Genomic DNA, 16,382 nt, shown 5'->3' on the forward strand with positions numbered 1-16,382 from the left:
ATCAATCAGGTTTAATTATTGAAGGCCGAACGAGACGCCTGCCGCTGCCATGTTGTGGTAGAGGCCGGCGTCCCCGCCGGCCATTGCCAATGTCACTTCTTTGAAGGCGTATCTGTATCAAAGCTCCATTTCTATTAAATGGGGTCCGGGTTCGGCAATCGCCTTGAGCAATTCTTTGGCCAGCCGATCGGCAGTATCTACGGCCACAGCGGGAACACCCATTCCCTGGCTGATTTTCACCCAGTCGATAGGCGGATCGGAAAGATCCGAAAGAGAAAGGGCATTCTTGCCCGGCGGCGTGTAACCGGACCGGGAAAGTTCCAGTCGCAAAATATTGTACTTCCTGTTTGAGCAGATCAGCGTGGTTATGTTGAGGGACTCTCGCGCTTGAGTCCACAAAGCCTGCAAAGTGTACATTGCACTCCCGTCGGCCTGGAAATTGATCACCGGGCGATCCGGACACGCAAGCGCGGCCCCGACAGCGCACGGCATTCCCTGGCCGATTGCCCCGCCGGTTATCGTAAGCAGACTGTGGGGTCCCGCGTTCGCAGCCAAAGGATAATAAGTAGCCGCAGTGGTGATGGATTCGTCCACAATTATGGCCCCTTCGGGCTGCAGCCTCGCCAGAACCAGGGAGGCCTTGTCAGCAGTCAATGGACCTGAAGGGAGGTCTGTCTTGCCGGCTTCCGCGGATGGTTCGGTTTTGAGAGCACTGTACAGGGGAGCATTCAGGGAATCAGCCAGGCACTCCAGGGCCTCGGTCAAGTCTTGGTTCCCGCCACCCATGCGGAAGGTCCTCTGGCTGTCCGTCAACAACAGGCTGGGCATGCCTTTGTACCCAAAAAAAGCCACCGGCTCTTTGGTTCCCGCCAGGACAACCGCTTCATATTTGGATAGAACAGCAACAGCGTGTTCGGGAAAATAGGGGAGCCTGCTCACGGATGGAATTCCGGGGCCTCTTTCCATGCGAGCAAAGACCCTCTCCGAAAGCAAATCGCAACCGGTAGCAGCTCTAATACGCGCAGCCGCTTGAAGACCCGCTTTACGAAGTGCCTTTCCGCCCACGATCAGTAAGGCTTTCCCTCCAGCCCGCAAGAGCTTGGCAGGTTCGTCAATTGCTGCTTTATCAATTTCCTCTGAAGATGATTGAGGAACGCTTATCGTCGTGTCGCTGCACTCGGTCCACTGGAAATCGTTAGGAACAATGAGTGTGGAAATCTGCCCTCTCATAGCCGCGGCAATTGCGTCTGCGGTGTTTTTTGACAGTGAGTCCGCAGAATCACACGTACATTGCCACCCCGATACGGTCCTCGCCAGGGCTTCGATATCCATCGTCAGAGGCGCGTCAGCGGCACGGTGCCAGGAAGCATGTTCGCCGATCACGTTGAAAACCGGTGTAAATGCGCGCTTGGCATTATGCAAGTTGGCAAGCCCATTACCTAACCCTGGGCCCAGGTGCAACAGTGTCATGGCCGGCTTGTTGCTCATTCGCCCGTACCCGTCAGCGGCCCCGGTACAGACACCCTCGAACAGGCCCAACACCGCTCGAATACCGGGCATAGAATCCATGGCAGCGACTAAAGGCAGTTCCGTTGTGCCGGGATTTGAAAAACATATTTCAATCCCCGCTTCCAAAGCAGTTTTGACTAATATTTCCGCACCGTTCATGAGCTTCCTTTCCGGCAAGGAGAAACACCGCGGCTTTCGGGCAAAAGCCTATGACGCTTTCGATCGGTAAAAGTGCCGAGTGCCTTCTTTGAGCCTTGTCGCAAGCCCTTGCTCTTCCAGTGCATCCAGATACGCCCTGGCAGAAGACACCGCAAAAAACAACTCTCGTCCGGAGATTGAACCGAAAAGCTCCGTTGCCACCATGTATTGGGTCTTTCCGTCGTGGTTTCCGGCCGAGCCGTCCTTTTGGCCGAGAATTCGTAGTATTTGTTTGGTGCGCCGACCGTGGTATCCCCGGATGTCTCTCAGCCGAGCTTCCAGACTGTCGAAAGGCAATCCGTGCCCTGGAAACACCCTTTTCACATCCAGGCCGCCGATGAGTTCCAGTGAGGCCTGGTGGCCAACCAGGCTTTTGTAATCTGTGGAGCCGGTTTTTTCTATCGTGGGGTTGGAAATTAGGGCTGGCAACAGAGTGTCCCCGGTGAACAACTCGCGGTCCGCCCGGTTCCAAAGGCATACACAACCGGGGCTGTGTCCGGGAGTATGAATGGCCTCAAGATCGAAGTCGTCAAATTTGAAAACCATCCCGTGTTCCAGCATCCTCTCTGTGGATACAGGGTGGCACATTTTCCTGAAACCCGATATAAGCGATGCGACGAGTTCATCGATAGAGTCCGTCGGTAATCCCGCTTCCAGGAAGAACGTTCGGAAATCACCATGTTTGTCTCCGGCGTGCTCGCCTCCACGATCAGCCCATCGAACGGTATCCCACTTGTGGACGAACACCTCTGCTCCACTGATTTCGGCAATTCTTCCAGCCAATCCGATGTGATCAGCGTGGCCGTGAGTCGCTATTATCCTACGCACGTCCTCGAGTTTCCCGCCTTGAGCTTCTATTCCACGTTTTATGGCCTCCAGAGTGTCCTGCAGGTTCACCCCGGTATCAATCAAGGTTGGAACCGAACCCGGGATGTAATAGCAATTAACCGACTTGACCGGAAACGGTATCGGGACTTGGATCCTCTTTTTTTTGGTCATGACTCTCGCCTATATTGTCCACGCGCAATCGTTGATAGTTAATGTGAATCGCGTTGAATTTCGCGGAATGGCTCAAACGGGCACGGCATGCCGTGCCCCTACCAACCCCGGGTCCGGCCGGTTCTCGTTGTGAGGTTCTGTCTTGGAACGCATATCGAAAGGCCCCGCCTCCGCAACCGCGCGGCAATGACACTCGCTTCCGGGCTCTGTCCGGAAGGTATGGGTTCCCAGGCAGCGCCTGGGAACCAGAGAAGAAGCAGTGACTTTATTTAAGGCCGGCAGGGACGCCGGCCCCACCAGAATACGGTGGCGGTCCCGCGGGACGCGGCATGCCCGCCATGTTCACCTCTAGGAAAGCGCTTCAGATTTACAGGTTTAATCGCGAACCGGTCTCAAGCCCCAAGAGAACTCTGTCCCGGGGGAGCTTGGCTTCACTATCAGAAGGTCGTAGGCCAGTTGGCCAGCTGCCGCTTGCTGCGGTACTCTCCATCGTGCCCCCTCGCCAACTTGAGGATTTGGCTCAAGACCTTTCGGGTATCGCGTGGATCGATAACATCTTCCAACAAGCCCAGACCTGCTGCTTTCCAAGGAGCGCCCGCGGCCCTGATTTGTTGTTCGGCTTGATCCCGTGCAGCCTTGATGTCGTCTGATTCGTCTATTTTCCTGCGATAAACAACGTTGGCAGCGACTTCCGGGGCCATGAAGCTGATTTCCGCGTTTGGCCAGGCCAGGACGAAATCAGCGCCCATGCCTGTCCCACACATGTTGGAGTATGCCATCCCATAGGACTTGCGAATTACCAGGGAGATCTTCGGAACACTGGACAGTGCAACCGCCTCGATGAAATTGATGATCTTGCCGGGCATGCGCTTATATTCTGCAGCTTTGCCCACCAAAAACCCCGGCGTGTCATGCAGAAAAATCAGAGGAATATTGAAGGAATCACATAAGCAGATAAAACTTGTGCATTTGTCGCAGCCATCAGGTCCCATGGCCCCGGCGGTATGCATCGGCTGATTTGCAATGATTCCCACGCTGCGGCCGTCGATGCGCGCGAGACAGGTAATCACGCTCCGGTCGAAGTCGGGCTTGAGCATGAATACGCGCTCATCGTCCACAATGGTCTTGATCACCCGGCTCATGTCATAACCGCGACGAGACTCGGCCGGAACTATGGACAGCAGCCGTTCTTGCCTTGTTTCCTGGTCATCTCCGGTCGGGGGCACGACGGGAGGTACTTCCCCGGCGTTGGAGGGCATATAGGCCAGGAACTCGCGCACAATCCGGAAGCAGTCCTCTTCGCCTTCCGCTACCCTGTCCACCTGGCCGGTTATTTCAGCATGGAGTTTCCATCCGCCAAGTTCTTCGTTCGTAACCTGTTCGCTGGTAGCGACTTCCAGTACCCTGGGACCGGAAACAGCCATACAGGAGCCCTTCACCTGAACCACAAAATCGGCGAGCGCGGCCAACCAGGACGGCCCGCCGAAACACTCCCCCATGATCGTCGCCACAAACGGCACCTGACGGCATCGTACAGCCATCTCTTTTCTCATGGTCATGGAGCTGAGGCCTTCCGAACCCATTATATCGGGTATGCGAGCGCCTCCACCTTCGCCCAAGTTGATTACAGGATAGCCTTTCTCGGCTGCCCAGCGTGTGAGGCGATGCTCCTTCTCGACACCTACTCGACCTCCGGTCCCGGCAAGAACCGTGGCATCATCCGCGGTAACCGCAACCGTACGGCCATCAATCGTGCCAAAACCCGCGATCTTACCGTCAGCCGGCGTCTTGTCTTCCATGCCGGGGACGTCCGAATGACAGAGCGCCCCCATCTCGAAGAAGGTGCCCGGATCCAGCAACTTTTCCACACGCTCTCGGGCGGTTCCAAGTCCCTCAGCGTGTTTCCGAGCCACTTTTTCAGGGCCGCCCATCTCCAGGGCCTTGGCCTTTCGTCGCTTCAGCTCTTCCGCGGCCTCTTTCATTGCCATTGCTAGTTACCTCTTCATGGAGCGCTGAGGGCACGGCACGCCGTGCCCCTACACCAGACCCATCGATGTCTATAGCAAACTGTAGGGGCGCACGGCCGTGCGCGCCCTACCCTACGTGGCCGATGATCGGTTCATATGTCACATGTCTGGACCTATTGTGCCTGTGGCGCCCGGTGCGATTCGTGAAAATCATTTCCGATCTTGTATTCCCGTCATTCGGCAAGACGTTTGGAGAAAGGCTATAGAAGATCCTTTCCGCGGGTCCAAAACCGGAATTGTGCGACAGTCATTCCGTTTTTCGGGTCCATCGAGTCCTTGGCTTCAAAATTTCATGCCCGGCAAGTTGAGGGAAGCGGTGTTGCCTCCGTCCACCGGCAAAGCCTGACCCGTAACATAGCTTGCTTCGTCACTGGCGAGAAAAAGGATGGCCGCGGCAACTTCTTCGGGTCGGCCGTAGCGGCGCAACTCGCAGCGGCTGCCTAGTTTATCGAACTTTCCTTTTTCCCGGGCCAAATCGAACACAGGCTTGGTCATACCAGTTTCGATCAGCCCGGGGCAGACTGCATTGACCCGAATATTGTAAAGGCCGAGATCGCACGCGGCGGTCTGGGTAAAGTTGATGAGGGCCGCCTTGCTTGCGCTGTACGCATTGCCTCCGGCACCGGAGCGGATTCCGGCCACCGAAGCCGTATTTACAATCGCGCCCGCCTTACGCTCCTGCATGTGCCCGGACACGTATTTTGTGGTGAAGACCGCACCCAGAACATTCACTCCATAAACCTCGCGCCAGTCATTTCCGTCTTGTTGGTCCAGAGTGGCGAAGTGTCCGGTGATTCCCGCATTGTTGCAGACGATGTCTATGACGGAGTAGCTTCGGAAGGCCAGTTCCATAAGTTTCTTGACCTCCTCTTCATTCGCCACGTTTGTTCTCTGCATGACGGCCTCTCCGCCCCCTTTGAGGACAAGCTCGAGAGTTTCCTTCAGCCCTTCTTCATTCCAATCCGACAGAACAAGTTTGGCTCCTTCTCTGGAAAAAAGAATTGCCGTTGCCCGGCCAATGCCGCTGGCAGCCCCTGTAATGACCGCAACTTTGCCGTCCAGTCGGCCGGTTTTGTCCATCTTCATAATTCTGCCTCCAAATTAGCAGGTGCCTGATGCCATTTCGCGCTCTAAAACACGTCTTTGGGATCGGCCCACGTCGGAATATAACGGTAATACTCGGGCGGATTGGCTTTTTGCAGGCCCGGGTAAGTTACCCTGGCAAGGGAAATGCCCTTTCGGGTTCGGTACAGCCCGGCCAGACCCTGCTTTTCAAGACTTTCCAGGTGCTTGACCAAATCTGCATCCGAGATCTCGAGCCATTCCTTGATATCCTCCATGGTCATGTGCAGACCTGGGTTCACCCTATAGTTCTCTGCCAGTACCCCGAGTATGTCCTCTTCACCGTGAACCGGTTTCTTGGGCAGCGGCTTGCCCACCGGCAAAGGCGTCTTGAGTTCCGGATCGACAACCCTTTGCGGGACCCTCAGGTCAGGCTTCAGGTCCTTCACGCCCTGGCGGTAGATGAGCAGCTTGAGGACCTCAGAGGTTCCCGCGGCTATCTGGGCATGCTTGGCATCACGCATTATCCGCTCTACGGGATAAATTTTCAGAATACCGTTGCCTCCCATGCATTGCACTGCTTCAATGGCCGTCTCCATTGCGGAATCGCTGGTGAACATCTTAGAGATTGCCGCTTCAACCGGAACGTTGCGGCCGAGGTCAGCGCAGTAGGCGCCGTAATAAACCACCAGCCTGCCGAGATAAAGCTTCCAGATCATGTCCGCGAGTTTGAACTGGTTGGTGGCGATGTCACCGGTCGGCCGACCGAACTGCAAGCGTCTTTCAAGGTGCTGCTGAGTGTAACGGATGCACTCCCGCATGGGGCCGAGCGTGGGAGCGGCATTGAGAATCCGCTCGACGTTGAGGCCGCTCATCATGATCTTCCAACCCTCCCCTTCCCGTCCGAGGAGGCTGAAAGCGGGAATCCTGGCGTCATCAAAGGTCAAATAACAGTTGTAAGAGCTGTCATAGCCCATTGTGTCGTTGACTCGCTCAATGTGGAAACCAGGCGCCCCCTTCTCCACTACAAAGGCGCTGAGGTGGGTGTAAGCCTTCCGATCCTCCGGCTTTGAGCTTGTGAGGAAATAGCACATATACAGGTCAGCGGCAGCGGCGATTGTCTGGAAGCGCTTCTTTCCGTTGATGACATAGAAATCACCGTCGCGCACGGCGGTTGACTCGATTCCCGCGATATCCGAGCCCGCGTACGGCTCGGTCATAGTGATGCAGCCGATAAGCTCGCCTTTGTTAATCCCCGGCAGCCACTTTTGTTTCTGCTCTTCGTTGCCGTTGTGAATGAGCTGGGTGGCGCTGCCGAACATCGTGGTTGCCAATGGCCCGCTGACCTCCCCGGCACGTGACGTCTCTTCAAGGATGATAGCCGCGCCGGTGACGCCCCACTCTTCAGCCCGGCCGCCGTGTTTCTTCGGTATGAGCGCGCCGAACCAGCCTTTGCGGCCCATCTCTTTCACGGCTTCCCACGGAAATTTTCTCGCGAGGGCATCGCGCTCGCCGATCGGAATTAAGACCTCGTCGGTAAATTTCTTCGCTTCTTCGGCAAGTTCAATCTGTGCTTCGTTCCACCAGGGAAAGGTTTCCATGGTTTTGTCCCCCTGAAACTTGAAGAATCAGCGTCAATAACGAAGTGCCCCTCCCCGCTGAGACAGGAAGGGGCACGTAGACCGGTCAATCCATGACTTAACGGTCCATGCGGAGCTTCGGTTTACTTCTTTGTCAACTTGCTCAAGGCTTCTCGGTCCCCGCCGCTCATGCCCGCGATGTATCTAACCAGCTTTTTCCTGGACTCAATGTCATACTGGCTAGTGATGGCGATCTGCTCCATGACCGGTGAGCCGCCGCCATGGTAATTGCCCACTTTGCTTATGCCGCCTGTAGCGGAGCATAGGACGTCACCCAAGTACCGCCAGAACTGAGACTGGTCTTCCACTGGCATGTTTGGATTCCGCTGGGTGTATTTCTCGAGAAGGTCCTTAACTTCCGGGTTGCAGAAATCCTTTTCGTGGGGGAAAGTGGCTACTACGCCGCCCGCGATATCGCAAAGGATCTCGGCTTCCCTGTAAACCGCCTCTCCCGAAAGGCATCGGCCCACATTACAGTAAATTGAATTCGGGATATAAGATCCGGGCCCGTAAGGCACAAAACCCATGCCCGGAATGTAGACCTCCGGTTTACCCAGGTCGGAAGCCGTGTATCCGGCCGCATAGCCCAACTCGGTGGTCATAATGATCTCGGAAAGCTTTTCGCGGACGTGGGACGCCTTGTGAACGTTGTTCACTTCCGCGGCCAGAGCGGCTGTCCCCAAAAGGATGTCGCCGATTGCAGGCTTGCAGCCCGAATAGGAATGCCGGTGGAAGAGAGCGAAGAGGAGAGCCAACACGCCTCCGTGTTGCCATTCGCCCGCCAGGAACACCCTATCCCACGGAACGAAGCAGTCGTCGAAAATCATGTAGGAATCTGTAGCGCCCTGCATGAACCCGCGCGGGAAATGCTCTCTAGGTCTCAGGTTGTGAATGGTAACCACCTGCTTCAGTCCGTCCCAGTCACCCGGAATGGCGAAAGCCACTGCATAGTCCTTGTCCTCGGGGCGCAGAGCGCGGGTCGGTACCACCAGCACCTCGTCGGCTACAGAGGCCTCGGAAATGTGCAGCTTGCAGCCGCTGACCACAATACCGTCGCTTCGTCTCTCCTTGATCCGGACATAAGCGTCGGGGTTAGGCTGCTCCGCGGGCCTCAGCATCCTATCGCCTTTGACGTCGGTCTGAGCGCAACAGCCCACCAGGTCTTCGGTCTGAAACCGGGCCAGCCACTTCTTAAAGTTCTCATGGTACTGAGTGGTGCCGTTGTTCAACTTGTCCGCCTCGTAGGAGACATTGTAGACGGCATTGGTGGCGTCGATCCCCATGCAGCGCTGGATGCAGCCGCCCACCTTGTGGCACAGCGCGCGAGTCATGTCCTGCTTCCTGTGGAGATCTTCCGTATTCTGATGAATATGGGTAAAGCGGTTGATTCTCTCACCCGTGAGATGAGAGATGGCGGTAAACAACTCCTGGTTCTCAGGCTTGGCCGCCTCATCATACGTGGTGCCCATGGTATCGAGGCATGCCTGCTGTAGTTCGTCTGTCCGGTCGAGAAGATTGCCGTTGAAATAGATATTCCGCTTCATCTTGGCCAGACCTTGGATGTACTGTTCCTTTGTTCTCATTTTGCCTCCTGACAGAGTGGGTGTAATTGGCTCGGGGGTTAGCGTTTCATACGGTGTCTCGATCTATCGGGTGGAACCGGCCTTCGCCTGGTCCATGGCCCTTAACTCCTTACGGAGGATCTTGCCCACCGCGCTTTTTGGAAGGTCCTTAACGAATTCCACGTACTTCGGGACCTTGTACTTCACGAGGTTCTGCTTGCAGTAGTCAACGATCTCCTCAGGAGCGGCCGTTTCCCCTTCTTTGAGCACCACATAGGCCTTGATGCGCTCGCCGGAATATTCGTCCGGAACTCCTATCACGCATGCTTCAAGGATTTTCGGGTGCGAGAAGAGGACTTCGTCCACATCCCTCGGATAGATGTTGAATCCCCCCGAGATAATCATGTCCTTTTTTCTGTCCACGATGCTGAAGTAGCCTTCTTCGTCAACGATCGCGATGTCACCGGTGAGGAGCCAGCCGTCTCGTAATGTGGCGGCGGTCTCGTCCGGGCGATTGATATAGCCCTTCATAATCTGCGGACCCTTGAGACACAGTTCGCCGGGCTCTCCGGGTGTTGTGATCTCTTTGCTGTAATCGTCCACGTCCACGAGCTTGGCGTCTGTATTGGGCATCGGCAAACCTATGGTGCCGAGCTTGGTCTTGGCGCCAAACGGATTGGTATGGGTGACGGGCGAGGTTTCAGTCAACCCATAGCCTTCGCAGATCTGAGCACCGGTAAGTTCCTCGAACTTCCTCATGGTCTCCATCGGCATCGGGGCCCCTCCGGAGAAGCACCCTTTAAGGGATTTGAGGCTGTATTTCTTCAGCTCGGGGAAGTTGATCATGCCGTTGTACAACGTCGGCACAGCGGGTATGAAAGTTGCCTTGTACTTGTCGATCGCCTCCAGAATTGGTTTGGGCTCAGGTTTGGGAATCAGGATGTTCGCGTATCCGTGATAGATCGCGACGTTCATGGCCGAGGTCATCCCAAAGGAATGAAAGAACGGGAGGCAACCGACCACGATCTCGCCGCCCGGCGCGAATTCGGGAAACCAGGCGTTGGTCTGCTGAACATTACTGGACAGATTTGCATGAGTCAGCTCGACGCCTTTGGACACACCAGTGGTTCCGCCCGTGTAGAGCAAAACAGCCGTGCTGTCCCACTCCAGTTTTGGCGGGTTGGTTATCGGCTCGTATTTCTTCACCAGATCCATGAACTCGAAAACATCGGGAGCCGCCGGGGTTTTCAGGTGCATGCCTTTCTTGACGAACGGGAACAACTGCTTGAGAGGAAAAGGCAGAAAGTCCCGAATATGACAGGAGACGATCTTTCGAATCCCTGTCTTTTGCCTCAAATTGATCATTCTCGGGACCAAGAGGTCGAGGCTTACAAGGTATTGGGAACCGGAGTCGTTGTACTGATGCTCCAGTTCGCGGTCCGTGTACAGGGGATTGTTCATGACCACCACTGCTCCGGCTCTCAAGGCCCCATAGGTTGCCACTACCGTCTGAACGAGATTCGGCATTAGGAGAGCCACCTTGTCGCCGGGCCTAACCCCTAGGGCCGCCAGGGCTGACGCAAACCTGGAGACCAAGTCATCAAGTTGGCGGTATGTTATTTTTGTGCCCTGGAACAGCAGAGCCGGGCTATCGGGGTACCGCTCGGCTGATCTCGCAAGGGCCTGCGGCAGGGTGATTCTTTCGAAGGCCACCTCTGGTGGAACACCATCCGCGTACGCTTTCAGCCAAATCTTTTCCATGTGACGCTCCTCTCAGTGTCTGTACAAGGTAAATAATCGGTAAACCCGGTACGTAACGAAGTACTGCCGGCCGCCATTCTTGAAGCTGCCCCAAATCTCATTGAACTGGTGGAAATCGTGGCACGAATACCCCATCGCGAGTTCCGAAACAGCTTTCAAGCACCGCCACAAGCCTGAAAACTGCTTCGGCAGGCTCACCAATCGTAATCGTTCACCGGGCTTGAGGCGGCTCGGCGCCCGGTGAGGATGGAGGGGGAGACCATCTCCCCCTCCAAGCCTCCCCCATCGTGATTCCGAGCGGTTGCGCTTGTCCCGGTGAACGCTCACCATCAATCGTTAGACAGTCCGCTCGATGATCGTGGCCACGCCCTGACCGCCACCCACACACGCGTTGGCGCATCCGTAGCGTCCGCCGTTTTTCTCCATGATGCGGGCCAGGGTCCCTACGAGCCGAATACCGGTCGCTCCCAGAGCATGCCCAATGGCTACTCCTCCGCCCATAACATTGACTTTTTCCGGATCGAGCCCCAGTTCCTTGATGCAGTTCAGGGCCACAACGGAGAAAGCCTCGTTGATTTCCCAAAAATCGACATCTTTGGCCTGCAAGCCCGCCTTTTGAAGGGCTTTTTGGCTGGCAGGCACCGGGCCCGCGCCCATGATTGTCGGATCCACACCCGCGAAACCAATGGATTTGATGGTCGCCAGAGGTTTGATTCCCTTTGCCTCAGCAGTCTCTTTGGCCATCAAAATCATGGATGAGGCAGCGGCATTGAGAGGCGACGAATTGCCTGCGGTAATCTGATGATCCTTCTTGTAAGCCGGAGACAGTTTCGCCAGTCCTTCAAGGGTCGTGTCCGCCCGTACCGCCTGGTCCGTTTTCACGGTAAGGACTGAACCGTCTGCCTGCTCCGCTTCGATCGGCAGTATCTCACCATCGAAGAAGCCGGCTTCCTGGGCTTTTGCAGCCCGGTGGTGAGACCGCACAGCCCACTTGTCCATGTCTTCACGATTCAGGCCGGCCTGGGCGAGGAGCTTCTGAGCTGTGAGCCCCATATTCATGGTGGTCATCATGTCCCAGTGCAGGTACTCCGGAGCCGCGAAAAGAGCCATGTTCGGGACGATCAGCCCGCCCTCGGTCGTTGATTGCCCCATGGGAATCCTCGTCATGTGCTCCATGCCTCCCACCATGACGACGTCCGCGTTTTGGGTGGCAACTTCCAGGAAACCCATGTGTATGGCAGCCATGGAGGAACCGCACTGCTGATCTACGAATTTGGCTGCGATCGTATTGGGGAAGTTGGCCAAAAAGATCGGGAAGCGACCTCCATAAGCCCACTGTTCGCCAACAGCGGTGGCGCATCCCACGATGAAATCATCGATTTCCTCGGGCTTGAGGCCTGCTCTCTTGACCAACTCGGGGAGCAGCTTGGCCAGCAGCTCATCGGCCCTCATTTTGCAGAATACGTCTCTGGCCGGGTCCTTTGGCCGGGAACGGGATTGAGCGGTCCTGAGGTATCCTGCGATAACTACGTCTCTCATCTGCGTGTCTCCTTCTATAGATCGTTAGGCTTTTCTCTCTCAATCGGATGTTCTTGTTTAGTTTCCGGCGATTGCTGGGCAGGAGGCCTGCATCGCACGTTAATTCCCGTCAAGATACTGCATATGTCCAAAGCCTTGGTCAGTCATCAAAGACTGCGCTGCTCATTTCCACTGTCAGGCCGTCGGTCTCCATGAGCCTCGCGGCCAAACCGCAGGTCTTAGGTACCTCATAGTGAAAGAAGTAACGCATGGTGTGAAGCTTGCCCTCGTAGAACCGTTTGTCCAGGGTAGCGCAATCGGTCTCTAATCCCTTTTGAGCGGCTACACCTTGGACCAGCCATTGCCAAGCAATAGCAATAATCCCGAACAGTTCCAGATACAGCGTTGCGTCGGCCAAAAACTTCTCCACCTGACCTTGCATGCCGAATTGCACAAGATGAAGGGTAACGCCCTGGAGTGTTTCCAGAGCTTCCTTTAATCGCTCCGCATACGGCCTAAGTCCCTCGTATGGCATGGCGGCCTGTATGGTGGCCTGGGCCTCTTCAAGATAGATTCGCAAGGCTTGGCCGTTCTTCATGACTACCTTGCGGCCAAGCAGGTCCAGGGCCTGTATACCGGTAGTCCCTTCGTGGATGGGATGTATCCTGATGTCGCGGTAGTATTGCTCCAGGGGGAATTCCTGGCAGTAACCATAACCTCCAAGTATCTGGAGCCCCTGACTTACCGAGATGATTCCGTTTTCAGACGGATAGCTCTTTGCCACGGGAGTCAGTAGATCGAGCAAGAGTTCGCAGCGTTCTTTTTGCTCCGCATCCTCTGTTTTCGCCAGATCCGAGTACATAGCGCACTGAAGAATCACGGACAGGGAGCCTTCCGACACTGCTCTTTGGAAGAGAAGCATCCTTCTGATATCCGGATGTTCAATGATGGGAATTTGCGGCAGCGTCGGGTCCTTGCTGGACAGCCTGCGGCCCTGAGGCCTCTCCCTCGCATATTCCAGAGACGCGTAGTAGGCCGCGGAAGTAATGGCAGTAGCCTGCATGCCTACGCCTATACGTGCCTCGTTCATCATCTGAAACATGTACGAGAGACCTTTGTGGGCCTCCCCCACAAGGAACCCGCGACAATCGTCGTTTTCCCCCATGCTGAGCTGAGTGATCGGACACCCTCGGTAGCCCAATTTGTGATACACCGTCGCCACGGCCACATCGTTGGGTTCGAGGGTCCCGTCACTCGTGAGCCTCTTCTTGGGGACCAGGAAGAGGGAAATGCCCTTGACGCCGAGCGGAGCGCCTTTGATCTTGGCCAGCATCATGTGGACCACATTCTCCACACCGTCATGGTCCCCGGCCGAGATGAATATCTTCTGCCCTCGGATCTTGTAGTATCCTTGATCCGTGGGTTCCGCGCGGGTGGTAATGTCGGAAAGAGAGCTGCCGGCCTGGGGTTCGGTGAGGGCCATTGTCCCTTGCCACTCGCCGCCCAGCATCTGGGGAACGTAGGTTTCCCTAAGGTCGTTCGTGCCGTAAGAGAGAATCAGGTGAGCGGCTCCCGTCGTTAAGCCCGGATAACCCGTGGCGGGGAAATTGGCCGCTCCAAATATGTAGTTGCAAGCCATGTGCACCGTGATGGGCAGTTGTTGGCCCCCCACGTCGTACGGCATGGAAGAAGAGATCCACCCGCCCTCTCCCCATTCCTTCATCATGGTCTTGACCACAGGATGGACCTTCACCTGGCCGTCCTCCAGAAACGGCGCCTTTTCATCCATTTCCCGGAAGTACGGGTAGATCAAGTTACGAGCCAATTTCAGGGCCGTATCCACAACAAGATCGTACGTCTCACGGGTATGATCTTCGAAATAGGGCAACCTCGAAAGTTGTTCCACTCCATGCACTTCGTAAAGCAGGAAATCGAGGTTCCGCTTGCTGACGAATTTTTCCGCCATGAGGCCTCCGTTATGCCGGGTAAAAGGTCTTTCCGGATTCCGCCATCTCCTTGAGGAGTTTCGCCGGCTGGAAACGGACCCCGTACTGCTTCTCGAGTTCGACCAATAGGTTGTACACGTTCGCAACGCCCCATTTGTCTGCGTAGCGGAATATGCCGCCCCTGTACGGAGGGAATCCGGTGCCGTAGATCATGGCCAGATCCATGTCCTGGGGCCTGTCGCAAACCCCTTCTTCCATCATAAGGGCCGCTTCGTTTATTGCAAGGGCGAGCATGGCGTCGACTATCTCCTGATCAGAGACCTTCTTGGGTGTCACGCCCTTTTCGTTCAGATACCCGACTACAACATCCACAACCTTTTTGTTGGGCACAGGCCGGGCGCCACTATAATCCATGTAACCGGCGCCTGTTTTGCGCCCATAGCAACCTATCTCGTAGATCCGCTCCGTGAGGGGGTGGATCTTGTATCTCTCTCCCAATCTCTGCTCGAACGTCTTGTTCACGTGATAGTTGATGTCGATACCCGTTAGATCGGCCAGTTCAGCCGGTCCCATGGGCATGCCGAAGTCCTTCATCACCCTCTCTATTTGAGCGCCGTCCACGCCGTCGGCACTCAGATACACGGCGCCTCCGAAGAGACCTCCAAGCTGCCTGGATACATAGAATCCGGGGGCATCATTGACCACTATGGGGATCTTCTTGATTGCGCGAGCGAACGCCACGGATGTGGCAAGGGTCTGATCGGAAGTCTTCTCCGTACAAATGATTTCCAGGAGCATCATGCGGTGAGCCGGATTGAAGAAATGCAGGCCTATCATGCGCCCCGGGTCGCGGAGCACCGTTGCCATTTCCGTGATCGGAAGGGCCGAGGTATTCGTGGCAAAAACGGTTTCGGGCTTGCAGACCTCGTCGAGCTTTTTCCATATGTCTTGCTTGACTTTCATGTTCTCGAGCACGGCTTCGATGATCAGGTCCGCATCCTTCGCGTCCTCCAGGGACGTTGTCGTTTTCAACTGCTTCTGAACCATTGTGTCCAGGTCAGCCTGGGTCATCTTCTTCTTTTTGATGGGATACTCGAAGGTCTTCCGCACCGCCGCTACACCTTTGTCCAGCGCGTCCTGGTTAATGTCCCAGAGGACCGCCTCAAAGCCGCCGGCGAGCAAGAGGTTGACGATTCCCGAGCCCATTACGCCTCCACCCAGCATCGCCACCTTCTTGATCTTGGCGGGCTCAATTCCTTCAATGCGGGGTAGCCGGCCAGCGGCTCTGGTGTTGAGGAATATCCCGATCAGGTTCTTGGCCACGTCCGAGACTACGCAGTCGGCAAACAGTTCGGCCTCACGGTCGATATCGGCTTCCATGTTAAAGGACAGGCCGTTTTCCACGGCTTCGATTACCTTGAAGGGCGCGATGTACCCTTTGGCTTTGGTCATGGCCATAAACTTCGCGCCGTTCGAAATGGCCTTGAGTTCAGCCGCGCTGGGGAGCCGATTGTACCTATTGCAGGTGCGTTTGCTATCCAAAGAGATCAGGCGCGAGGTAAACTTGGCCGCAGCGGCCACGGCAGTCTGCACAAGGTTTTCTGCGTCGGTTACTTCGTCAATGAGCTTTCTGGACAGGGCCTTCTCAGCGTCGATGGGATTCCCGACGGTCATCATCTCCAAGGCATTGGGCAGGCCAATAAGCCGGGGCAGGCGCTGGGTCCCACCCGCGCCGGGTATCAGGCCGACCTGAACCTCGGGTTGCCCGAGCTTGACGCCCTTGGACGCGACCCGATAATGGCAGGCCATTGCGATCTCCAACCCGCCCCCGAGCGCATTTCCGTTGATCGCGGCTATTACGGGCTTGGGGCCCTTTTCCATCTGGTTGAGAAAGGCCGACATGGCCTTCACTTTCGGCAGCATGGCGTCTTTTTCTTTCGCCTTGTAGACTTCCGTCAGGTCTGCGCCCGCTACGAAGTTCTTTCCCGTTCCCGTCAGCACGATCGCCTTAATTTCCGGGTCCTCGAAGCCGCTCAGAATAGCCTCGACGAATTCCATCACGAAGTGTTCCGAAAGCTGGTTTACCGGTGGGTTGTTCAAGAACAGCACAGCCACGCCGTTCTGAACTTCTACTTTCACAGTTTTGAAGTCAGTCTTCAT

Annotated in this window: 10 protein-coding genes; all 10 read right to left on the reverse strand. The window is 55.9% G+C overall.

Translation table 11 applies throughout. From position 1 onward, the window contains the following. Positions 1 to 117 precede the first annotated feature (117 nt). On the reverse strand, positions 118 to 1,668 hold the full coding sequence (locus HY913_07920; GenBank protein MBI4963187.1) for an acetolactate synthase large subunit: 1,551 nt from the start codon (positions 1,666 to 1,668) through the stop codon (positions 118 to 120). Between the two features lie 48 nt (positions 1,669 to 1,716). Next, a complete protein-coding gene (locus HY913_07925) occupies positions 1,717 to 2,706 on the reverse strand; it encodes an MBL fold metallo-hydrolase (GenBank protein MBI4963188.1) in 990 nt (329 codons plus the stop codon). 437 nt (positions 2,707 to 3,143) lie between these two features. Beyond that, the gene (locus tag HY913_07930) at positions 3,144 to 4,694 is read right to left on the reverse strand and encodes a carboxyl transferase (protein MBI4963189.1); all 1,551 of its coding nucleotides are present in this window, start codon (positions 4,692 to 4,694) and stop codon (positions 3,144 to 3,146) included. 321 nt (positions 4,695 to 5,015) lie between these two features. Beyond that, positions 5,016 to 5,813, reverse strand: coding sequence for an SDR family oxidoreductase (locus HY913_07935; protein ID MBI4963190.1), 798 nt, complete (start codon positions 5,811 to 5,813; stop codon positions 5,016 to 5,018). A gap of 50 nt (positions 5,814 to 5,863) precedes the next feature. Beyond that, positions 5,864 to 7,396 carry an acyl-CoA/acyl-ACP dehydrogenase gene (locus HY913_07940; protein ID MBI4963191.1) on the reverse strand — a complete coding sequence of 511 codons (1,533 nt, stop codon included), beginning with the start codon at positions 7,394 to 7,396 and terminating at the stop codon, positions 5,864 to 5,866. Positions 7,397 to 7,518: 122 nt separating this feature from the next. Then, the gene (locus HY913_07945) at positions 7,519 to 9,018 is read right to left on the reverse strand and encodes an aromatic ring hydroxylase (GenBank protein MBI4963192.1); all 1,500 of its coding nucleotides are present in this window, start codon (positions 9,016 to 9,018) and stop codon (positions 7,519 to 7,521) included. A 63-nt stretch (positions 9,019 to 9,081) separates the two neighbouring features. Next, positions 9,082 to 10,758 (reverse strand): long-chain fatty acid--CoA ligase, encoded by a 1,677-nt coding sequence (locus tag HY913_07950; GenBank protein MBI4963193.1) that lies wholly within the window; start codon positions 10,756 to 10,758, stop codon positions 9,082 to 9,084. A gap of 336 nt (positions 10,759 to 11,094) precedes the next feature. Continuing rightward, entirely contained in the window at positions 11,095 to 12,297 is a 1,203-nt protein-coding gene (locus tag HY913_07955; GenBank protein ID MBI4963194.1) for an acetyl-CoA C-acetyltransferase, read from the reverse strand. 139 nt (positions 12,298 to 12,436) lie between these two features. Beyond that, a complete protein-coding gene (locus HY913_07960) occupies positions 12,437 to 14,242 on the reverse strand; it encodes an acyl-CoA dehydrogenase (GenBank protein MBI4963195.1) in 1,806 nt (601 codons plus the stop codon). A gap of 10 nt (positions 14,243 to 14,252) precedes the next feature. Further along, entirely contained in the window at positions 14,253 to 16,382 is a 2,130-nt protein-coding gene (locus HY913_07965) for an enoyl-CoA hydratase/isomerase family protein (GenBank protein ID MBI4963196.1), read from the reverse strand.

Origin of the sequence: Desulfomonile tiedjei (assembly GCA_016212925.1) — a bacterium.
In the GTDB taxonomy this organism is placed as follows: Bacteria; Desulfobacterota; Desulfomonilia; order Desulfomonilales; family Desulfomonilaceae; genus JACRDF01.

Bases quoted from the DNA above. Each gene is read 5' to 3' on its own strand.
- HY913_07920 (MBI4963187.1), bottom strand. From the start codon at position 1,668: ATGAACGGTGCGGAAATATTAGTCAAAACTGCTTTGGAAGCGGGGATT.
- HY913_07925 (MBI4963188.1), bottom strand. From the start codon at position 2,706: ATGACCAAAAAAAAGAGGATCCAAGTCCCGATACCGTTTCCGGTCAAG.
- HY913_07930 (MBI4963189.1), bottom strand. From the start codon at position 4,694: ATGGCAATGAAAGAGGCCGCGGAAGAGCTGAAGCGACGAAAGGCCAAG.
- HY913_07935 (MBI4963190.1), bottom strand. From the start codon at position 5,813: ATGGACAAAACCGGCCGACTGGACGGCAAAGTTGCGGTCATTACAGGG.
- HY913_07940 (MBI4963191.1), bottom strand. From the start codon at position 7,396: ATGGAAACCTTTCCCTGGTGGAACGAAGCACAGATTGAACTTGCCGAA.
- HY913_07945 (MBI4963192.1), bottom strand. From the start codon at position 9,018: ATGAGAACAAAGGAACAGTACATCCAAGGTCTGGCCAAGATGAAGCGG.
- HY913_07950 (MBI4963193.1), bottom strand. From the start codon at position 10,758: ATGGAAAAGATTTGGCTGAAAGCGTACGCGGATGGTGTTCCACCAGAG.
- HY913_07955 (MBI4963194.1), bottom strand. From the start codon at position 12,297: ATGAGAGACGTAGTTATCGCAGGATACCTCAGGACCGCTCAATCCCGT.
- HY913_07960 (MBI4963195.1), bottom strand. From the start codon at position 14,242: ATGGCGGAAAAATTCGTCAGCAAGCGGAACCTCGATTTCCTGCTTTAC.
- HY913_07965 (MBI4963196.1), bottom strand. From the start codon at position 16,382: ATGAAGACTGACTTCAAAACTGTGAAAGTAGAAGTTCAGAACGGCGTG.